Raw genomic sequence first — 17,129 nt, 5'->3', positions numbered from 1 at the left:
GTCGGGTGAGAACGAGGTGGGAACCGGCCCCTTCCGCTGGCGCCGCCCCCCGTGCCCGGGTCAGGCGGTGCCGGGGCGGATGGTGAAGACCCGGTTCAGACCGACCATGGTCATGATGCGCAGGGTGTTGGCCGGGACGGAGAGCAGGACCATGTCGGCCCCGGCGGCAAGGGCGTGCTGACGGGCGGCCAGGAGGGCGCTGATACCGCTGGAGTCGCAGAAGTCCAGGCCGGACAGGTCGATGGACAGGCACTGGCCGGAGTCCAGGGCCAGGAGCCGGACTTCACGGCGCAGGGTCGCGGCGTGGTCGTAGTCCAGAGAACCGGTCACGTCCAGGACGGGACCCGTCGCGCTGTCTCGGCGGGTGACGGTCAGGCTGCTCATGGTGGACCGCTCATCGTGTGGTGTCCGGGGCCGGACGGGGCGGGTACGCCGAGCGCGAGGATGGCGGTGTCGTCCTCCAGGCCCTCGCCGAGACCCTCCAGAAGTTCGGTCAGCGCGCCGACGACGCCGTCGGCCGTGGAGGGGGCGTGCCGAGCGGCGAAGGAGAGCAGGGCCTCCTCGCCGTACATCGTGTCGGGCCCGGCACCGGTGCGGGCCTCGGTCAGGCCGTCGGTGTAGAGCACGAAGGTGTCGCCGGGGGCGAGGGTGGTCTCGACGGTGGCGAAGTGGGCGTCGGGCAGCACGCCGACGAGCATCCCGCCGGAGGCGAACAGGAATTCGGCCCGGCCGTCCCCGCGCAGGGCCAGGGCCGGGGGGTGGCCGCCGAAGGCCAGGCGGGCTCGGACGCGTCCGGCGTCGCCGTCGGGTTCGAGGACGCCGAAGACGGCAGTGCAGTAGCGGGGGTCGCCGTTGTCGGCGTAGCGCTCCAGGAGGGCGGTGTTCAGCGTGCCCAGGGCGTCCGCGGGTTCGGGGGAGTGCAGGGCGGTGGTGCGCAGGACGTAACGGACCTGGGAAGTCAGGGTCGCGGCCTCGGGACCCTTGCCGCTCACGTCGCCGAGGAAGAAAGCCCAGCGCCCGTCACCGAGCGGGAAGAGGTCGTAGAAGTCGCCGCCCAACCGGTAGGGGGAGGCGGTGTGGTAGTAGGCGGCGGCCTCCATGCCCGGAACGTCGGGCAGGGTGTCGGGTAGCAGGGCCCTCTGGAGGATGACGAGCGCCTCCCCCAGGCGCGCCCGGTCCGCCTCGGCCCGCCGGTGCGCCTCCTCGGCCTCCTCGCGGGCCCGTTCGGCCTCGGCGCGGGCCTGCTCCGCCTCCTTGCGGCGGCGCAGCAGCTCCTCCTCGTAGGAGCGGCGGTCGGTGGCGTCGAAGACGGTGGTGCGGACCAGCAGCGGCTGCCCCCCGCCATCGCGCTTGACGGAGGAGGAGACCAGCACGGGAAGGCGGCCGCCGTCGGAGGACCGCATCTCCAGAGCGATGCCGTTGACCTCGCCCCGCAGGTGCAGCAGGGGCGCGAAGTGCGTCTCGTGGTAGAGCCTGCCGCCCACGGTGAGCAGGTCGGTGAAGCGCATACGGCCCACCACGGCGGCGCGCTCCAGGCCGAGCCACCTCAGCAGCGTCGCGTTGATCCTGGTGACCGTGCCGTCCATGAGCGTGGACAGGTAGCCGCACGGCGCGGACTCGTAGAGTTCCTCGGCGCTGTCCTCCAGCAGCGCGCTGAGGGCCGCGTCGGTGGCGGAGCCGTTGCCGGCTCCGGGAGGCCCCGTCTCCCCGCTCATCCGGCGTCCCGGAGGGACTCCAGGAACTCCAGCAGCGCCGCCGCGGTGGCCCGCGGAGCGCTCAGCTGCGGACAGTGGCCGGTGGCATCCAGGGTGACCAGCGTGGAGGAGGGGATCGCGGCGTGGACGAAGGCGCCCACCTCGGGCGGGGCGATGGCGTCCCAGGCGCACTCCAGGACCACGGTGGGGACCTCCACGCCCTTCAGGTCCTCGCGGCTGTCGGACAGGAAGGTGGTGCGGGCGAAGACCCGGGCGATGCCGGGGTCGGTGGCGCAGAAGCTGTTGGTCAGCTCCTGCCCCAGTTCGGGCCGCTCGGGGTTGCCCATGATCACCGGTGCCATCACCGATGACCAGCCCAGGTAGTTCGACTCCAGCGAGGCCAGCAGTTCGTCGATGTCGGCCGCCGTGAAGCCGCCGCGGTAGCCCTCGTCGTCGATGTAGCGGGGCGAGGGGGCCACCATCGCCAGCGCCCGGATCCGCTCCGGCAGCGCCCGCGAGGCCAGGACGCCGACCATGGCGCTGACCGAGTGCCCCACGAACACAGCCCGCTCCAGGTCGAGGGCCTCGCAGACCTCCGCCACGTCCCGGGCGTATCCCTCCAGGGAGGAGTACCTGTCCTCGCTCCAGGCGGAGGTGTCCGACCCTCCGGAGCCGACGTAGTCGAACAGCACCACCCGGTACCGCTCGGCCAGGGCCGGGACGACCAGGCGCCACATGTTCTGGTCACAGCCGAACCCGTGGGCCAGCACGACCGTCGGGCCCTCGGCCGCCCCGGTGACGGTGACGTTGTTCCTGCGCAGGATGTCCATTTCGACCGCTCTTTCCCAATGTGGGCCGTACAAGAACGGTACTCGATCCCATGGGGTGTTTCCGGTGCGGAAACCGACGTGTCCGTCATCTCCTCATGCGGCACGGACAGGGGCGGCCGGGTCGGCCGGAGCGGTCGGGTCGGAGCGGTCCCCGCTTCCCCGGGTCCGCAGGTCAGGGCCCCGTGGCGGCCGGGTCGGCCGGGGAACGGGCGGTCACGGCCCCTGCCCGCCGTCCCGCTCCCGCGGGCCGGGGGGACGCGCGTCGCCCCCGTCGCCCCCGTCGCCCCCGGACGCCGGGGCCGCCGGAGCCGGGGACGGCTTCCCGTCCTTCCCGTCCTCCTCGGCGTCGGAGAGCAGGGGGTGCTCGGTGACCTCGTAGCGCCGGATGTAGGTCCCCAGGAACGCCTGCATGCTCGCACCCATCGGCAGCGCGAGCAGCGCGCCGGGCGCCCCCAGGATGGCCACGCCCGCCAGGACCGAGCCGAACGCCACCGCGGGGTGCATGTCCAGGGTCTTGGCGGTGATGCGCGGCTGGAGCAGGTAGTTCTCGAACTGCTGGTAGACGACGATGAACACCAGCACCCACACGGCGGGCCAGACGCCCTCCAGCAGCGCCACGAGCACCGGGACGACCCCGCCGATGTAGGTGCCCACGGTGGGGATGAACTGCGAGAGCACGCCCACCCACAGCGCCAGGGCGAACGCGAAGGGGATGTCCAGCGCCACCAGCACCACGTAGTGCGCGCCCGAGCAGACCAGGGCCAGCAGCGCACGGGAGTAGAGGTAGCCGCCCGTCTTGGTGATCGCGATCTCCCAGGCCCGCAGCACCTCGCGCTGGGTGCGCGGCGGCAGGACCGAGCAGATCACGCGGCGGAAGCGCGGGCCGTCGGCGCACAGGTAGAAGGTGAAGAGCGCGATCGTCAGCGCGTTGAACAGCAGCGCCAGCACGGTCGTCCCGGCGCCCCAGACGTTGTTGGCGATGCCGGAGGCGTACTGCTCGATCAGCCCGCTGGCGCTGGAGATCTCGTTGAGCAGGGTGGTGGGGGAGTAGGAGGTGTCGAACGTGGTGTTGACCCAGGCCAGCGCGGCGCGGATCATCGCGGGGATCTCGGAGACGAAGGCCAGGATCTGGCCGACCAGCATCGACCCGAGCAGGCTGAGGAACACCACGGTCAACGCCAGCACCAGCAGCATCACCAGTCCGGTGGCGGGCCCGCGCGGCCAGCGGTGCCGGTGGAGCCAGTTGACCGCCGGCTCCAGCGCCAGGGCGAGGAACAGCGAGATCAGCAGCAGCATGATGAGGCTCTGCAACCGGACGAACAGCCACAGGGTGAGGCCGAACGCGGTGACCAGCCACAGGGCCAGCAGCATGGCCCGGGGGAGCCAGCGCGGCATGCCGCCGCCGCGGTCGGGGCGCGCGGACCCGGGCGGTGTGGTGCTCGTGTGCAAGCCGGTTCTTCCTCACTGTGTGCTGCCGCGCGACGGGGCTTCCGCGGCGTGCCGGGACCGTTGCGGCCCCACCGGACGATAGCGCCTCCCGGCCGTCCCTCCGTCCCGTCGGCGCCGCACTGTCGGCGGGGCTTCCTACGATGCCGCCATGGACACGAGTACGGATGTGTGGGCGGGAGTCCGCGAACGGGTGCGGGAACTGGGACGGGCGCCCGGTGCGGACGAGGTCTTCGGAGCGGGTTCCCACCGCTTCGAGCTGCTGGAACCGCTGACGGCGGAGGAACTGGCCGAGGTGGAGGAACAGGTGGGCGCGCGCCTGCCGACGGGGTACCGCGAGTTCCTGCTCAGGGTGGGCGCCGGCGGAGCGGGGCCCGCCTACGGCGTCTTCCCCCTGGTCAGAGGGGCGGACGGCCGGTGGCGGTGGCACGGCGACGGCGCGGACCTGGTCGCCCCGGCGCGGCTGGCGGAGCCGTTCCCGCCCACCGGTCCCGACCCGCGGTCCCTGGCCGCCCTGCGGGCCGAGGAGCCCGTCGAGGAGGACTTCGGGGACGGCGAGGAGTTCGACCGGGTCTACGAGGCCTGGGACGCGCGCATGGCCGACCTGCTGTGGGCCGAGGAGCGTACCGTCGGCGCCCTGTGCCTGTGCCACCTGGGCTGCGCGCTGCGGCAGTGGCTGGTCGTGACCGGCCCCGAGGCCGGGCGCATGTGGAGCGACGGCCGTGTCGACGACGAGGACCTCGCGCCGCTCACCGGCGGGGACGGCGCGCCCCTGACCTTCACGGACTGGTACCTGGGGTGGCTGGAGGAGGCCTACCGGGCCGTGGCGGTCCGGCCCTGACCGGGGTCCGGTGCGCCGCCCGTCCTCACGGGCGGCGCTCTCACCGGACGGGGCCGGGCACCGCCGACCGCTGCCGACCGCCTCAGACGGACGGGGCCGTGCCGGAGGACGGCAGCGTCCTGGGCATCGGCGGGATCGGCCGGTCGCGCCGGGCGCCGCGCCCGACCGCCCGCGGTTCGCGGCCCTCGGCGGCGCAGCTCAGGATCTCCCTCGCGGCGAGCCGTCCCGCCGCCTGGAAACTCCAGGTGTTGGAGTCGGTCCGGTGCCACACGGCGTCGCGCAGCACCATCCGGGCCGCGAAGGCGGGGCGGCCCTCCCCCCGCTCCCGCCACGCCTCGCGCGCGCCCTCAGCGAACGCCTCGGCGAACTCCCGCGGAAGCGGTTCCCCGGTGTGCCGGCAGGTGGGGGGAAGGTCGTCGACGAACGCGAAGTCCCCGGCGGCCTCCTCCGGCAGGGGCTCGGCGTCGACCCAGACCATGGCGAAGTACCCGGGGCACGCGGTCTGCATGATGTGGCGGACGTAGACGCCGGTGACCGGTCGCGGCAGCGGGGGCGGGCGCTCGTGGCCGGTGGACACGTGTCTCTCCTGACGACGGGGATCACAGTGTCCCTCCGCGCGGCCGCTCCGCACCACCTTTTCTGCGGGCGTGGTCGAGGTACCCCGTGCCTTCGCGGGAGGTACGGCAGGCGAGCCAGCGCGCCGGGAAGTGATGTGCGTGCCGCTCACGCGAACGGGCGGCACGCTCACGGATCACGGATCACGGAAGACCGGTCGTGGCCGCCGGCCTCAGGTCCGCGGTCCGACCGCGCGCACCACCACCTTGCCCCGGATGCCTCCGGCCTCCAGAGCCCGGTGGGCCTCGGCGATCTCGGCCAAGGGGAGGACCCTGTCCACGACGGGGCGCACGGCTCCGGACTCGGTCAGACGGGTCAGCTCGGCGAGCAGCTCGTGCCCGGGGTTGCCGCTGAACGCCCGGATCCGGCGTGGACCGAAGACGGCCGAGGCGGCGACGTAGGAGAGCGACGCGAATGCGCGCTCGATGTCGAAGGTGATCGTGACCATGCGCCCGTTCCGGGTCAACCGCCTGCGGTAGGCGCCCATCCCGGTCCCCACCGTGTTCAGGACGACGTCGAACGGCGGCAGGTCCTCCGGTTCGGTGCTCGCGTAGTCGAAGGCCTCGTCGGCGCCCAGTTCCCGCACGAGGTCCAGGTTCCCGGCCCCGGCCAGCGCGGTGACGTGGGCGCCGTAGGCCCGGCCGAGCTGGACGGCGACGCTGCCCACCCCGCCGCTCGCGCCCCGCACCAGCAGCCGCTCTCCCGGGGCGAGACGGGCCTTGTCCCGCAGCGCGGTCACGGCCGTCGTGCCGACGCCGGGCAGGGCCGCGGCCTCGACCAGATCGATCCCGGCCGGTGCCGGGGCCAACTGCCGGGGCGCGACGGCCACGAACTCGGCCGCGCTGCCGAACGCCCTGGGCAGGCCGCCCCACACCCGGTCCCCCGGCGCGAACTCCGAGACGCCGGACCCCGTCTCGACCACCTCGCCCGCGAAGTCGATTCCGGTCCGCTTCGGAAAGCCCCTCTCGACCAGCCCGGTCACCGGGCGCACCCTGCCCGCACGGCCCAGCAGTTCGCCGCCGTTCACGCTGGCGGCGTGCACGCGCACCAGCACCTTCCCCGGACCGGCGCCGGGCTTGGCGACCGTGCCCTCGTACAGGACCTCCGGGCCGCCGTACCGGTCGTACAGGGCCGCGCGCATCTGACTCACTGTTGTGGTCCCCTTCGTCAGCCGCCGCACGTCGGGTCCGTGCGGGGTCCTCGTCGTGCACGCTACGGCGTAAACGGACGCCATTCTCCACTTAGGGCCGATGTGAGAGACAGTGCCGTTCATTCATCTCGGATCGCCCCGCCGGACCGCGGCTGCCCCCGGCGGCCGGAGTCCGGCCGTGCGTACGGGACCGTGCCGCCGAAGCCGTGCCGAAGGCGTCAGAACGGCCGGAACCTCCCGCGCGGCGCGGGCATCGAACCCCGGTGTTCAGCACAGTCCGCCACCGCCGTGGCGTCGGAAGACGAGGTGTCAGCACGTGTTCGGAATTCTGCGTCCCTGTCGGCACACGTTGTCCGACGGGCTGGCCGAGGAGTGGATGTCGCACATGTGCGGGCTGTGCCTGGCCCTGCGCGACGACCACGGCCAGGCGTCCCGGATCGCCACCAACTACGACGGCCTGGTGGTGTCGGTCCTGGCCGCGGCGCAGTCCGAGGAGTGCGCGGGCACGCGCCGGGCGGGCCGCTGCCCGCTGCGCGGCATGCGCGGGGCCGAGGTCGCCGACGGCTCCGGCGCGCGCCTGGCGGCGGCGGTGTCGCTGATGCTGGCCTCGGCCAAGATCGCCGACCACATCGAGGACGGCGACGGCCCCTACGCCCGCAGAGGCGTGCGCGCGCTCGCCGGACGGGTGGCCGAGCGCTGGCGGCGCGACGCGCACGAGGCGGGCGCCGGGCTCGGGTTCGACGGCGCGGGGCTGGTCGCGGTGGTCGACCGGCAGCGGGAGGCCGAGTCCTCGGCGGGACCGGGCACCGACGTCCTGGCGGTGACCCGGCCGACCGAGGAGGCCACCGGCGAGGCGTTCGCGCACACCGCCGTCCTGGCGGGGCGGCCCGCCAACGCCGGACCCCTGCGCGAGGCGGGCCGCCTGTTCGGCCGCGTCGCCCACCTGCTGGACGCGGTGGAGGACCGCGAGGAGGACGGGCGCAAGGGCGCCTGGAACCCGCTGACGGCCACCGGCACCGGGCTCGGCCGGGCCCGTGAGCTGTGTGACGACGCCGTCCTGGGCGTGCGGCTGGCGTTGGAGGAGGCCGAGTTCGTCGACGACCGCCTGGTCCGGGCGCTTCTGGTGGGGGAGTTGCACCGTGCCGTCGACCGCGTCTTCGCCCAAGGCGGATATCCGCACCCGGGTCAGCACCACAACCACCAGCACCACCACCAGAACCATCAGCAGCCGCCCCACCAGTGGGGAGGGGACGGGTACGGGGCCCACGGCGGCCACCACGGCGGCGGGCACGGCGGCGGTTCCGGCGGTGAGGGCTCCGGCGGTTCGGGCGGGGCGCGGAAGAAGAGCGGCTGCTGCGACTCCTGTTCGTGCGACACCCCCGAACTCCGGCACCCGCCCAAGCAGCGGGGCGTCCTGGCGGGTTGCGCGGTGGCGCTGTTCATGTGCGGAACGTGCCAGTTCTGCTGCCGCGATCCCCACCCCGGGCCGTGGTCGGGCAAACCGCGGAACTCCTGGTGTGAAGCCTGTGAGTGCTGCAACTGCTGTAATTGCTGTGAGTGCTGCAACTGCTGCGACTGACGTTCAGGCCGCGCGGGGCGGGGAACCGGGGGCGGCTCCTCCGCTCAGGCGCGGTACCGGACGGTGACGGCGAGCCGGGGACGGTCTCCGCGGGAATGCGGGTCGCCGGGTGCGGGGACGGCCCTCCCCGGAGACGCGTTCACCGCACGAGTGCGGCGGCTCCGGGAGGGTCTCCTCGGGACGCGCCTCACCGGACGAGGGGGCAGACCTGCCGTCCCTTCAGTCCTCCCAGTCGTTCCACTCCTCCAGCTCCTCCCGCTGGGCCCGCTCCCACCGCTCCAGGGCCTCCCGTTCCCGGGTGAGGCGCTTCTGCACCGTGGCGATCTCGGGGCCGAGGATCGTGTTCCTGAAACCCCAGTGGATCTCCTCGGCGGTCAGCAGTTCGATGCTGTCCGCCGCCCAGCGGCGGCCGGGGACGGCACCGGGGTTGCAGCGCAGGGTCCAGCCGGGGTTTGTCCGCTGGAACTCCTGGAGCACGGCGTCGAAGGTGCGGGGTTCGGTGTGATCGGGCATGGCCTCACCTGGGGGCGATCCGGGAACCGTTGTGCGGAAGCGGGTCGTGCGGCTGGCACCCAGCACACTAGACCCGCGCCGCCGCCCCGTCAGGTGTTTCGCGGAATTCTTTCGCGGGCGCGGAGGTCCCTCGGAGGGCTCCCGCCCGCGGCCGCGCCGGTCAGCGCAGGTACGAGGCGCCGTTGACGTCCAGGACGGCGCCGGAGGACCACACGGCCTCGGGCGAGGCGAGGTAGCGCACGGCCGCGGCGACCTCCTCGGGGGAGGCCACGCGCCCGAACGGGCTGTCGGCGCGCACCCGGTCGGTGAGGCGCTCGGCCACGCGCTCGGTCTCCACGAACCCCGGAGCGACGGAGGCCACGGTGATGCCGTGCGGGGCCAGGGCCACGGCCAGCGACTGGCCCAGAGAGTGCAGGGCGGCCTTGCTCGCGCCGTAGGCCGGGTGGTCGGGCTCGCCCCGGTAGGCGCCCCGCGATCCGACGTTGACGATGCGGCCGCGCACCCCGTGGTCGATCATGTGCCGGGCGGCCAGGTAGCTGGTGTTGGCGGCGCCGAACACGTTCACGTCCATGGTGGTCCGCCAGGCCCGCTGCCACTGCTCGTAGGTGGTCGTGGCCAGGGGGTGGGCGGTGTTGACCGCGGCGTTGTTGACCAGCACGTCGAGCCCGCCCAGCTGTGCGCTCGCCCGCCCGACCAGGTCGGCGGCCGCGTCGGGGTCGGCGATGTCGGCCTGGAGAACGACGTGCCCCTGACCGGGGAGCCCGGCCAGGGTGGCCTCGGCCTCGGCGCGGCGGGTCGCGTAGTGCACGGCGACCCGGTCGCCCAGCTCCGCGAACGCGGCGGCCACGGCCCGGCCGATGCCCCGGGCGGCGCCGGTGACCAGGACGGCGCGGCCCGCACGGCCTTCCCGCTGGTCGCGGCGGCCGGGCTGGGAGAGGTCATCCGATGGCATGCGGGGCACTCTAGCCCCTCGCCCGGCCGTGCGCGGATTCCGGTGCCGCGGAGCCCACGGCCCCCACCGGTCTCGGCCCCCGTGCACCGGGCACGAACCGCCGGACGACGCGGATCCCCTCATCGTGACCGCATGGTCCAGAACCAGTACGCTGAACGGATGGCGCGACCTCGTGAGTTCGACGAAAACCGCGTGCTTCTCGCTGTCCGCGACGAGTTCTGGGACAAGGGGTACGCGGCGACCTCTATGGACGACCTGCTGCGCGTGAGCGGGCTGGGCAAGGGCAGCCTCTACGGGGCGTTCGGGGACAAGAGGAGCCTCTTTCTTCGGGTGCTGCGGGAGTACGACGACGCGAACCTGCTGGCACTGCGCGAGCGCCTGGCTTCCGCGGCGAAGGGCGTCGACGTGGTGCGCGAGTTCGTCCTCGGCATGACCGGTGACCCGACCGGGGCGGTCGCGCGCCGGGGCTGCCTGCTGGCCAACAGCAACGCCGAGCTCGCCGCCAGCACACCGGACGTGGCCGCCGAGGCCCGCCGCAGCTACGACGCGGTCACGTCCGTCCTCACTGCGGCGCTGGAGCGCGCCCGGAGCGAGGGCGACCTCGATCCCGGCGCCGACCCTGCCGAGACCGCCCGCGCGGCCCTCGTCGCGCAGCTCGGTCTCGTCGCCCTCGGGCGCACCGGCATGGACGTCGGTGCGCTGACCGTGATCGCCCACTCCGCCCTGGCACGGCTGCTGCCCGCTCCGGCCCGGTAGCGGCGCCCCGCCGACGAACCCGTACCGCCGCGGTCCGCGGTCGGCGCGGCGTTCCGCGGCGTGCCCTCAAACCCGGCGCCGCGGCCTCCGGGGGAGCGCACTTCGCCCGCGGGCCCTCCGTGTGCCGCCGGTCGGACCGGTCCGCGACCGGCGGGTTCGGAATGCCGCCGCGGACGGGGTGAGCTCGGGACTTGGAACCGGGGGGCTTCGTAGCGAGCCAAATATTGACTGAACGGTCCATAATGGGGCTATGATTCTTGACGCAACAGTCCACAACTGGAGGGAGGGCGGCATGGCCGTCTTGGAAGGCAAGATCGCCGTCGTCACCGGGGCGAGCACCGGCATCGGGTTCGCGACCGCTCGCGCGTTCCGTGACGCGGGCGCCACGGTGTTCGTCACCGGTCGCCGCAAGCACGTGCTCGACGCAGCGGTCGCCGAGCTCGGCGACCGCGTGACCGGCGTGGTCTGCGACGTCTCGGTGCGCTCCGAGCTGGACGCGTTCTACGGCACCGTGCGGGACCGGGCCGGACGCATCGACGTGCTGGTCGCCAACGCCGGTGTCGGCGCCACGGCCCCGTTCGGCGAGGTGACCGAGGAGCTGATCGACTCGCTGTTCGCCACCAACGTCAAGGGAACGATCTTCACGCTCCAGCAGGCGCTACCGCTGCTCAGCGACAACGCTTCGGTGATCCTGACGGGCTCGACCGCCTCGTCCCGGCCCAACCCGGGACTTGAGGTCTACGGTGCTTCGAAGGCCGCGATTCGCAACCTCGCTCGCGGTTGGGCCCACAGTGCGCGTGCGCACGGCTTCCGGGTCAACGTCGTGTCCCCCGGCGGCACACGCACCGAGGGTCTGCTGGAACTCCTCACACCCGAGGCGCTCGAACAGACCGAAGCCTCCGTCCCCCTGGGCCGGCTCGCCGAGCCCGAGGAGATCGCCGCCCTGACGACGTTCCTCGCCTCGGACGCGTCGAGCTACGTCAACGGCGCCGAGTTCCACGCCGACGGTGGATACGCCCAGGTGTGAGCGGCCGCGCGTACGGGCCGGGGCTCCTGCCCCGGCCCGTGCGTCCTCCTCGCGGCCCTCGGCGCGCTGGACGAGGCGGCGGCAGGACTCGTCGTCGACGGCGTTGTCCGGCGTGTGCGCGCCGCCGGTCGCCCAGGCGCGCGGCAGCGGCCTTCCCCCGTGGCCGGACCCGGGCGGAACCGCCCTCACGCCGGGCCGCGCTCCCTCCACGCCCGGGCGAACATCTCGTGCGCGGGCGCCACGGGCCACACTCCGTTGAGGGGCCCCTCGATCTGCTTGTCGAACCTGGCCCGGACCAGGTGGGAGCCGAGCTTGGCCGTCTCCAGGGGCAGGTGCGGTGCCTTGAGCTCCGTCCAGTCGCCGGGGGCGAAGAGCGTCCGCCCGGCCCGTGAACGCCTGCCCTGCTCGACCGCGCCGGTCTCCAGGAGGCGGGCGGCGGTCCTCCTGTGGTGCGCGGGCGCCCAGCCGTTCCACCGGCGCACGTTGCGGTCGGTGGGCCGGGACAGGGTGAGCAGTTGCAGGTACAGCGCCGCCGCGTCGGCGTCCACGTCCAGCCTGCCCGCGACCTCCTCCACCAGATCCGGGACGCTCAGGCGCGGGTCGGCCTCGAAGCCGCCCGCCGGAACCGGGGTGTCAGCCGCGCGCGCGGCCGTGCGGGCCAGCCCGCCGTACAGCGCCGCCGCCCTGCGGACCTCCCGGACGGTGTCGCGCAGGTCCAGTCCGGCCAGCGCCTCCACCGTGCGCTCGACGGCGGCGGGGTCGAACAGCCCCGCGGTCAGCAGCACGGGCACGACCGGGCGGTCCATCCTGGGCTCGTGGAGGACGAGGACGCCGTCGCTGTGCATCGGCCACGCGGCGGAGCCGGGTTCGAGGGCGCGCCGCGGCCCGACCCGGACGGGGACGGCCCCGGTCCGCTCCGCCCACGCCCGGACCGCGGGGGCGGGCACGTCACAGGACAGCGGAACGTAGGACCCAGGGCCGCGCAGCCCCGCCGAGAGGCGCGCGTGCAGCTGCGCCGCTCCCGCCACGGCCGGATGGCCCACCGGAAGCTGGAGCGCGGCCCAGGAGACCACAGTGGCCGGGTCGCGGAAGGGCAGGGCGAGGGCGCCGACGCCGTGGATCCTCTCCCTGGTGTCGTCGCGGCGGACCTCCAGGCTCCCCCAGGAGTTCTGGACCAGATGGCGGGGCTGGTCGGCGGCGGCGTGGCCCTCCCCGGAGGAGTCGGCGAGCAGGCCGGTCCAGGAGGGGTCCATGGACAGGTCCGCCGCGAACAGGTCGGGCACCTCGGCTTCGGCCTTCGCGGCGGCCCGTTCGGCCCGGGTCGGCTGCGCCCCCAGGAGCTCCACCCACACCCGGGCCATGCGCTCGGCCGCGGCGACGGCGCCGTCGGGCTCCCACAGGTCGGCCGGGTCGTCGGGCACGGCTGCCAGAAGCATCCCGCGGCGCTGCTCGTTGCTCAGCCTCGCGCCCGTTCTGCGGTACTCCGCGCGGGCGGCGCCCTTCTCCGGTGCGGCCCTGGGGCAGCCGAACTCCCCGGACAGGACGAACTCGGCGGTGGCCCCGGCGACCCGTGTGGTCGTGCGGAAGGCCGCGACCGCCTCGGGACCGAACACCACGGGGCCCCGCCGGTCGAGGAGTTCCAGGAAGCGGTGCAGCCGCGCGGCCTCGTCGCGTTCGATCCGCACCGGGTCCTGCTCCTCGGCCCCCTCCGGTGCGGGGGCCGAGTCCGCGCGCACGTAGACATAGCGCCGCTCCGGCAGGTAGCGGCCCGACCAGTGCCGCGCCTCCCTGCCGTGCCTGCGCAGCAGGGGAGAGGGCGGTTCGACGATGACGGCCCGCCCGGCGGCCAGCAGGGGCGCGAGCGAGGCGCCGGTGGCCAGGCCGCACACCCACGCCGTCCCCCGTTCGGCGAAGGGCTGATCGGCCCACACGCGCAGCAGCGCCACCAGCGCCTCGCGCTCGCGGGGGCCCGCGCCGCCGGTGGCCAGGCGCCACAGGACCGCGTCGGTGCGGCCGAGCAGGGGGTCCCAGCGCGCGGGCGCGCCGGGCGGGCTCAGTCTCCGGGTGTGTTCGTCGGTGCGGCCGCGCAGCCGCGCGCCGTCGGCGGTCAGGGCGGTGACCGTGGCCGCCAGGTCGCGGGAGGAGGAGCGGAACGCTGTCTCCGGGGAGTCGAACAGTCCCGCCAGCGCCTTCTCCAGATCCGCGTCGATGGCCTCCGCCAGGGGGCTCAGCAGGGCGCCGGCGCGCACGAGCGCGGTGCGCCGGGACATCTCCTCCCGGCGCAGGCGCAGTTCGGCGGCCCACAGCACCGCCCACACCAGGCCGCCCGTGCCGTCGGTCAGTGCCTCGTCGGTGACCTCGGGCAGCAGCCGGGACAGGGCCTCGCGCACGGCGGCCGCGCGGACGGGTGAGGTCCGGGCCGAGGATGCGAGCAGCGCCTCGGGGGAGGAGGGGTCCTCGGCGCCGGGCGCGTGCAGGGCCGCCTCGATGAGTCGGCGTGCGGTGGCCTCGTCCACCCGGCGCAGGGCGCGGGAGGCGGCCGGGTCGCGCGGGGACAGGAAGTGCCAGAAGGCGGGCGGCGGCATCAGGGGGAGCAGGCCGTTGTCCTCGTGGTTCCTCAGCCGGGCCTTGGGGTAGGCCCAGGTCTCCCAGAGCAGGGAACGGTCGTCGGCGTCCCGGCACTGGATCACCGTGTGGCCCTCCTTCCAGCGGTAGGCCAGCAGCCCTTCGGCGGTGCCGCTGGGCATGCGCAGCACACCCCAGTACGTCAGACCCGGGTGGTCGGGGAGCGGAGCGCGCCGCCCGTCGGTGCCCTCCAGGGCCCGCTGGGCCTTCCGGACCCCCTCCGCGCCGGGGCCGGTCCAGACGACGCGGAAGCCCGCGAGCCCGTCCGCCGAACCCAGCGGGGAGCCGTCCACCCCCTCCGGCAGGCCGACCAGGTGCAGGCGCGTGTCCAGGTAGTCGACGTAATCCAGCCGGGGGTCCGGGGTGAGGAAGCCGGGGCAGGTGAGGCCCCCGCTGACGCCGGTGGCCGCGTCCACCTCCGGAAAACCGCTGTCGCCCTTGTGGATGTTCGACCAGACGCGTGCGCCGTCGCCCAGGTGGTCGTGGACCTGTGTGACGCCCCTGCGGTCCCCGGGGCGCAGGACTCCGTCCTGGTCGTAGCGGCCCCCGTCCGGAGAGGCCAGGACGAGGCCGAGGTCGTAGCAGTGGGCGCTGCCGTGGTCGAAGAGGGCCGGGGAGGAGGCCGTGTCGAACACGTCCTCGGGCGCCGAACACCACAGCGCCCGCTGCGACCGGTGGCCGTCGGTCTTCCCGCTGGTGGTCCAGGACACCTGGAAGTCCCCGCCCACGAAGTGCACGGTGTGCCTGTCGGCGTCCTCGGGCAGGGTGAAGGAACAGGACCCGCGCCTCTCCCGGTGGTCCACGGCCACCGCCGCGTCCCTGCCGTAGACGGTCAGCACCGGCCACGTGGAGGTCATGCCCCGGACGCCGCCGTCGCGGGCGCCGATCTCGGCCACGGCCTCCTCGAAGGCCCGCCAGCCGTACTCGCCGGGCACCCCGAACCGGAGGGTGCGGGCCAGGGGCGCGGCCAGGTCGAGTCCGTCCAGGATCTCCTCGACCTCGTCCAGGTTGCGCATGACATCGTGGGAGAGGCAGGCGTCGAGTTCGGTGAGGCCCCTGCCCGCCGACTCCAGCAGACCGCTCCGGACCCGTTCGACCTCGGCGTTCATCTGCTCCAGGAACCGCGGGTGCGGCCTCGTCCCGCCTTCGGTGTTCCGGGGGCCGCGGAGGGGGCGCCCGGCCCCCGCGGGCAGGTCCACCACGATGCCGTGTGACTCGCAGGCCCTCACGAGTTCGCCGTCCACGCGGCCGTGCCGGTAGCGGCCCTCGTAGAGGCGTACGGGGGCCTTCTCCTCACGGATCCGCGGGGCGATGCGCCCCAGCAGCGCGTACAGTTCCCCGGGCATCCGCTGCCGGGTCACGCCCTGGCCCACCCACCGGTAGCCGTACATGAAGAAGTAGCGCGACAGCCAGGCGCCGTAGCCGCCCTCCGGGAGCAGGCGCCCTTGAGCCATGTCCTCGGCGACGCCGGTGGTCTCCAGAAGACGCAGCCACGGGGCGCCGTCGGTGATCGAGGCGGGGAAGAGGACGGCCAGGCCGGGGCGGTCCTCCTCGGACGGCGGTGCCTCGGCGAAGACCCGGTCCGCCGCCTCCAGCACGCTCACCGGGATCTCGCGTCCCCCGGAGGCCGCCAGCACCCGGCCCAGGGCACGCGCCTCCTCGGCCCTCCCCAGCTCCGCCGCCCCGGCCGAGGCGCGCAGCCGGGAGGGCAGCCCGGCGGGGAGCGGTGCGCCACCGGCCGTCCAGGAGTCCAGGAAGCGCAGGAACTCCCGGTGCGCCTCCCGGGGCGGCAGGAGCGCGGCGAGCCTGGTGCGGTGGGCGCCCAACTCCTTGGCGGGGAGGGCGCCGTGCCGGGCGAAGAGCAGGGCGTTCTCCACGGTGTGGTGGGGATCGACGGGGAGCGTGTGCGCGGCCTCCGCCTCGCGCGCCCGGGTGAAGGCCGACCCCGCGCGCTTCCTGTCCGGTTCGGCCAGGCGGTGGCCGACCGTGTCCCAGAACCAGGGCAGGTACGCCTCGGGCAGGCCGGAGGAGGCGAAGTGCTCCGCCAGGTCGGACATGAGCCGTCCCCGGGCGCGGTGGCGCAGGGCCAGCCGCGCCTCGACCGCGTCGAGCAGTTCGCGGGCCCGCCGTAGGCGGTCGGGGCCCCGGGTCCGGGCCCGGTCCAGCAGGAGCGTCGAGGAGGAGGGATGCGCAGGGAGGGGAAGGGGCATGGGCGGCAGTATTCCAGCGGTCGCGGACAGTCGCGCTCCTCCGAGGTGGGAGCGCCTCCGGCAGGGCGCCGGACCACCCGCCGCCACCGACCGGGGAGCGCTCGCCGCCGATTGCCGGTCCTGCCGCTGTCGGCCCCCGGTCGCGCGACCTCCCCGGTCCCGCCGCCAACGGTCGCCGCAACCCCCGCCGCCGCCCGGACCCCCGGCCCGACGGGCGGGCGGCGCCCGTCCCTGCCGCTACCGGCCGCCGGTCGCCTGCGCCTCCCGTCCCGTGCCCACGTCGAAGGCGGCGTCGCACGCGTCCCGGACGGCGTCGTCGTGCGTGGCGATCACCACCGCGCAGCCCTCCCGGCTCATCTGGCGCAGCACCTCCACGACCATCGCGCCGTTGTCGTGGTCCAGCGCGCCCGTGGGTTCGTCGGCCAGCACCAGGGAGGGCTGCTTGACCAGCACGCGGGCCAACGCCACGCGCTGCTGCTCACCGCCCGACAACCGGTGCACCTTCTCCCGCTCCCGTCCCGCCAGGCCCACCCGTTCCAACGCCGCGGCGTGGCGCGACCTGGTGCCGTACCGCTTGACGATGTCGAGGTTGGCCTGCACGGACGCGCTCTCCACCAGGGCGTAGTCCTGGAACAGGTAGCCGAGCTCGTCGGCGCGGAAGCGCCGCTGCCCGCCCGGTCCCAGACGGGTGAGGTCGGTGCCCCCGAAGAGGATCCGGCCCGCGCTGGGCCTCTCCAGCAGCCCCATGCAGTTGAGCAGGGTGGTCTTGCCCGATCCGCTGGCGCCCACCAGGGCCAGCATCCGCCCCGCCTCCACGGTCAGGTCCAGGTCCTGCCACAGCACGCGGGAGCCGAAGGACTTGGTGAGCTTCTCGACGGTGATCATGCTGCC

The 17,129-nt window shown here is 74.4% G+C and carries 14 protein-coding genes; 4 read left to right on the top strand and 10 right to left on the bottom strand.

Annotated elements, in window-relative coordinates; translation table 11 throughout:
* Positions 1–60: 60 nt before the first annotated feature.
* From PV789_RS17605 to PV789_RS17590, 4 genes are all read right to left on the bottom strand, one after another.
* Positions 61–384 (bottom strand): STAS domain-containing protein, encoded by a 324-nt coding sequence (locus PV789_RS17605; protein WP_274973657.1) that lies wholly within the window; start codon positions 382–384, stop codon positions 61–63.
* Positions 381–1,715, bottom strand: a complete 1,335-nt coding sequence (locus tag PV789_RS17600) for a PP2C family protein-serine/threonine phosphatase (protein ID WP_274973656.1) — start codon at positions 1,713–1,715, stop codon at positions 381–383. The genes PV789_RS17605 and PV789_RS17600 overlap by 4 nt, the downstream gene beginning before the upstream one ends.
* Complete coding sequence (locus tag PV789_RS17595) at positions 1,712–2,524, bottom strand: alpha/beta fold hydrolase (RefSeq protein WP_274973655.1); 813 nt, start codon at positions 2,522–2,524, stop codon at positions 1,712–1,714. The genes PV789_RS17600 and PV789_RS17595 overlap by 4 nt, the downstream gene beginning before the upstream one ends.
* A gap of 213 nt (positions 2,525–2,737) precedes the next feature.
* On the bottom strand, positions 2,738–3,919 hold the full coding sequence (locus PV789_RS17590; protein WP_274978169.1) for an AI-2E family transporter: 1,182 nt from the start codon (positions 3,917–3,919) through the stop codon (positions 2,738–2,740).
* Positions 3,920–4,121: 202 nt separating this feature from the next.
* Between PV789_RS17590 and PV789_RS17585 the strand changes: the two genes are divergently transcribed.
* Positions 4,122–4,811, top strand: a complete 690-nt coding sequence (locus PV789_RS17585; protein ID WP_274973654.1) for an SMI1/KNR4 family protein — start codon at positions 4,122–4,124, stop codon at positions 4,809–4,811.
* Between the two features lie 82 nt (positions 4,812–4,893).
* On the opposite strand, the gene PV789_RS17580 is transcribed toward PV789_RS17585, so the two are convergent.
* Together PV789_RS17580 and PV789_RS17575 are read right to left on the bottom strand one after the other, a co-directional pair.
* Positions 4,894–5,388, bottom strand: coding sequence for a hypothetical protein (locus PV789_RS17580; RefSeq protein WP_274973653.1), 495 nt, complete (start codon positions 5,386–5,388; stop codon positions 4,894–4,896).
* 210 nt (positions 5,389–5,598) lie between these two features.
* Positions 5,599–6,567: an NAD(P)-dependent alcohol dehydrogenase gene (locus tag PV789_RS17575; protein ID WP_274978168.1), complete on the bottom strand. Its 969-nt coding sequence runs from the start codon at positions 6,565–6,567 to the stop codon at positions 5,599–5,601.
* Positions 6,568–6,892: 325 nt separating this feature from the next.
* Between PV789_RS17575 and PV789_RS17570 the strand changes: the two genes are divergently transcribed.
* Positions 6,893–8,155, top strand: a complete 1,263-nt coding sequence (locus tag PV789_RS17570; protein ID WP_274973652.1) for a DUF5685 family protein — start codon at positions 6,893–6,895, stop codon at positions 8,153–8,155.
* Positions 8,156–8,374: 219 nt separating this feature from the next.
* Here the strand turns inward: PV789_RS17570 and PV789_RS17565 are convergent, their stop codons facing one another.
* On the bottom strand, positions 8,375–8,668 hold the full coding sequence (locus PV789_RS17565) for a hypothetical protein (protein ID WP_274973651.1): 294 nt from the start codon (positions 8,666–8,668) through the stop codon (positions 8,375–8,377).
* 160 nt (positions 8,669–8,828) lie between these two features.
* Complete coding sequence (locus PV789_RS17560; RefSeq protein WP_274973650.1) at positions 8,829–9,620, bottom strand: SDR family NAD(P)-dependent oxidoreductase; 792 nt, start codon at positions 9,618–9,620, stop codon at positions 8,829–8,831.
* A gap of 159 nt (positions 9,621–9,779) precedes the next feature.
* Between PV789_RS17560 and PV789_RS17555 the strand changes: the two genes are divergently transcribed.
* Positions 9,780–10,376 carry a TetR/AcrR family transcriptional regulator gene (locus PV789_RS17555; RefSeq protein ID WP_274973649.1) on the top strand — a complete coding sequence of 199 codons (597 nt, stop codon included), beginning with the start codon at positions 9,780–9,782 and terminating at the stop codon, positions 10,374–10,376.
* A 292-nt stretch (positions 10,377–10,668) separates the two neighbouring features.
* Complete coding sequence (locus PV789_RS17550; protein WP_274973648.1) at positions 10,669–11,403, top strand: SDR family NAD(P)-dependent oxidoreductase; 735 nt, start codon at positions 10,669–10,671, stop codon at positions 11,401–11,403.
* Positions 11,404–11,588: 185 nt separating this feature from the next.
* Here PV789_RS17550 and PV789_RS17545 read toward each other — a convergent pair whose 3' ends face one another.
* Both PV789_RS17545 and PV789_RS17540 read right to left on the bottom strand, forming a co-directional pair.
* Positions 11,589–16,238, bottom strand: coding sequence for a hypothetical protein (locus tag PV789_RS17545; RefSeq protein ID WP_274973647.1), 4,650 nt, complete (start codon positions 16,236–16,238; stop codon positions 11,589–11,591).
* A gap of 237 nt (positions 16,239–16,475) precedes the next feature.
* Positions 16,476–17,123, bottom strand: coding sequence for an ABC transporter ATP-binding protein (locus tag PV789_RS17540; RefSeq protein WP_274973646.1), 648 nt, complete (start codon positions 17,121–17,123; stop codon positions 16,476–16,478).
* Positions 17,124–17,129: the final 6 nt, after the last annotated feature.

Origin of the sequence: Nocardiopsis camelliae (assembly GCF_028993595.1) — a bacterium.
In the GTDB taxonomy this organism is placed as follows: domain Bacteria; phylum Actinomycetota; class Actinomycetes; order Streptosporangiales; family Streptosporangiaceae; genus Nocardiopsis; species Nocardiopsis dassonvillei.
The sequence above is the reverse complement of the archived record's forward strand: the minus strand, read 5'-3'. Positions and strand labels throughout refer to the sequence as shown.

Excerpts from the sequence above, each read along its gene's own strand:
- PV789_RS17560 (WP_274973650.1), bottom strand. The coding sequence starts at position 9,620 with ATGCCATCGGATGACCTCTCCCAGCCCGGCCGCCGCGACCAGCGGGAA.
- PV789_RS17605 (WP_274973657.1), bottom strand. The coding sequence starts at position 384 with ATGAGCAGCCTGACCGTCACCCGCCGAGACAGCGCGACGGGTCCCGTC.
- PV789_RS17550 (WP_274973648.1), top strand. The coding sequence starts at position 10,669 with ATGGCCGTCTTGGAAGGCAAGATCGCCGTCGTCACCGGGGCGAGCACC.
- PV789_RS17575 (WP_274978168.1), bottom strand. The coding sequence starts at position 6,567 with ATGCGCGCGGCCCTGTACGACCGGTACGGCGGCCCGGAGGTCCTGTAC.
- PV789_RS17555 (WP_274973649.1), top strand. The coding sequence starts at position 9,780 with ATGGCGCGACCTCGTGAGTTCGACGAAAACCGCGTGCTTCTCGCTGTC.
- PV789_RS17600 (WP_274973656.1), bottom strand. The coding sequence starts at position 1,715 with ATGAGCGGGGAGACGGGGCCTCCCGGAGCCGGCAACGGCTCCGCCACC.
- PV789_RS17590 (WP_274978169.1), bottom strand. The coding sequence starts at position 3,919 with ATGCCGCGCTGGCTCCCCCGGGCCATGCTGCTGGCCCTGTGGCTGGTC.
- PV789_RS17565 (WP_274973651.1), bottom strand. The coding sequence starts at position 8,668 with ATGCCCGATCACACCGAACCCCGCACCTTCGACGCCGTGCTCCAGGAG.
- PV789_RS17595 (WP_274973655.1), bottom strand. The coding sequence starts at position 2,524 with ATGGACATCCTGCGCAGGAACAACGTCACCGTCACCGGGGCGGCCGAG.
- PV789_RS17540 (WP_274973646.1), bottom strand. The coding sequence starts at position 17,123 with ATGATCACCGTCGAGAAGCTCACCAAGTCCTTCGGCTCCCGCGTGCTG.
- PV789_RS17545 (WP_274973647.1), bottom strand. The coding sequence starts at position 16,238 with ATGCCCCTTCCCCTCCCTGCGCATCCCTCCTCCTCGACGCTCCTGCTG.
- PV789_RS17585 (WP_274973654.1), top strand. The coding sequence starts at position 4,122 with ATGGACACGAGTACGGATGTGTGGGCGGGAGTCCGCGAACGGGTGCGG.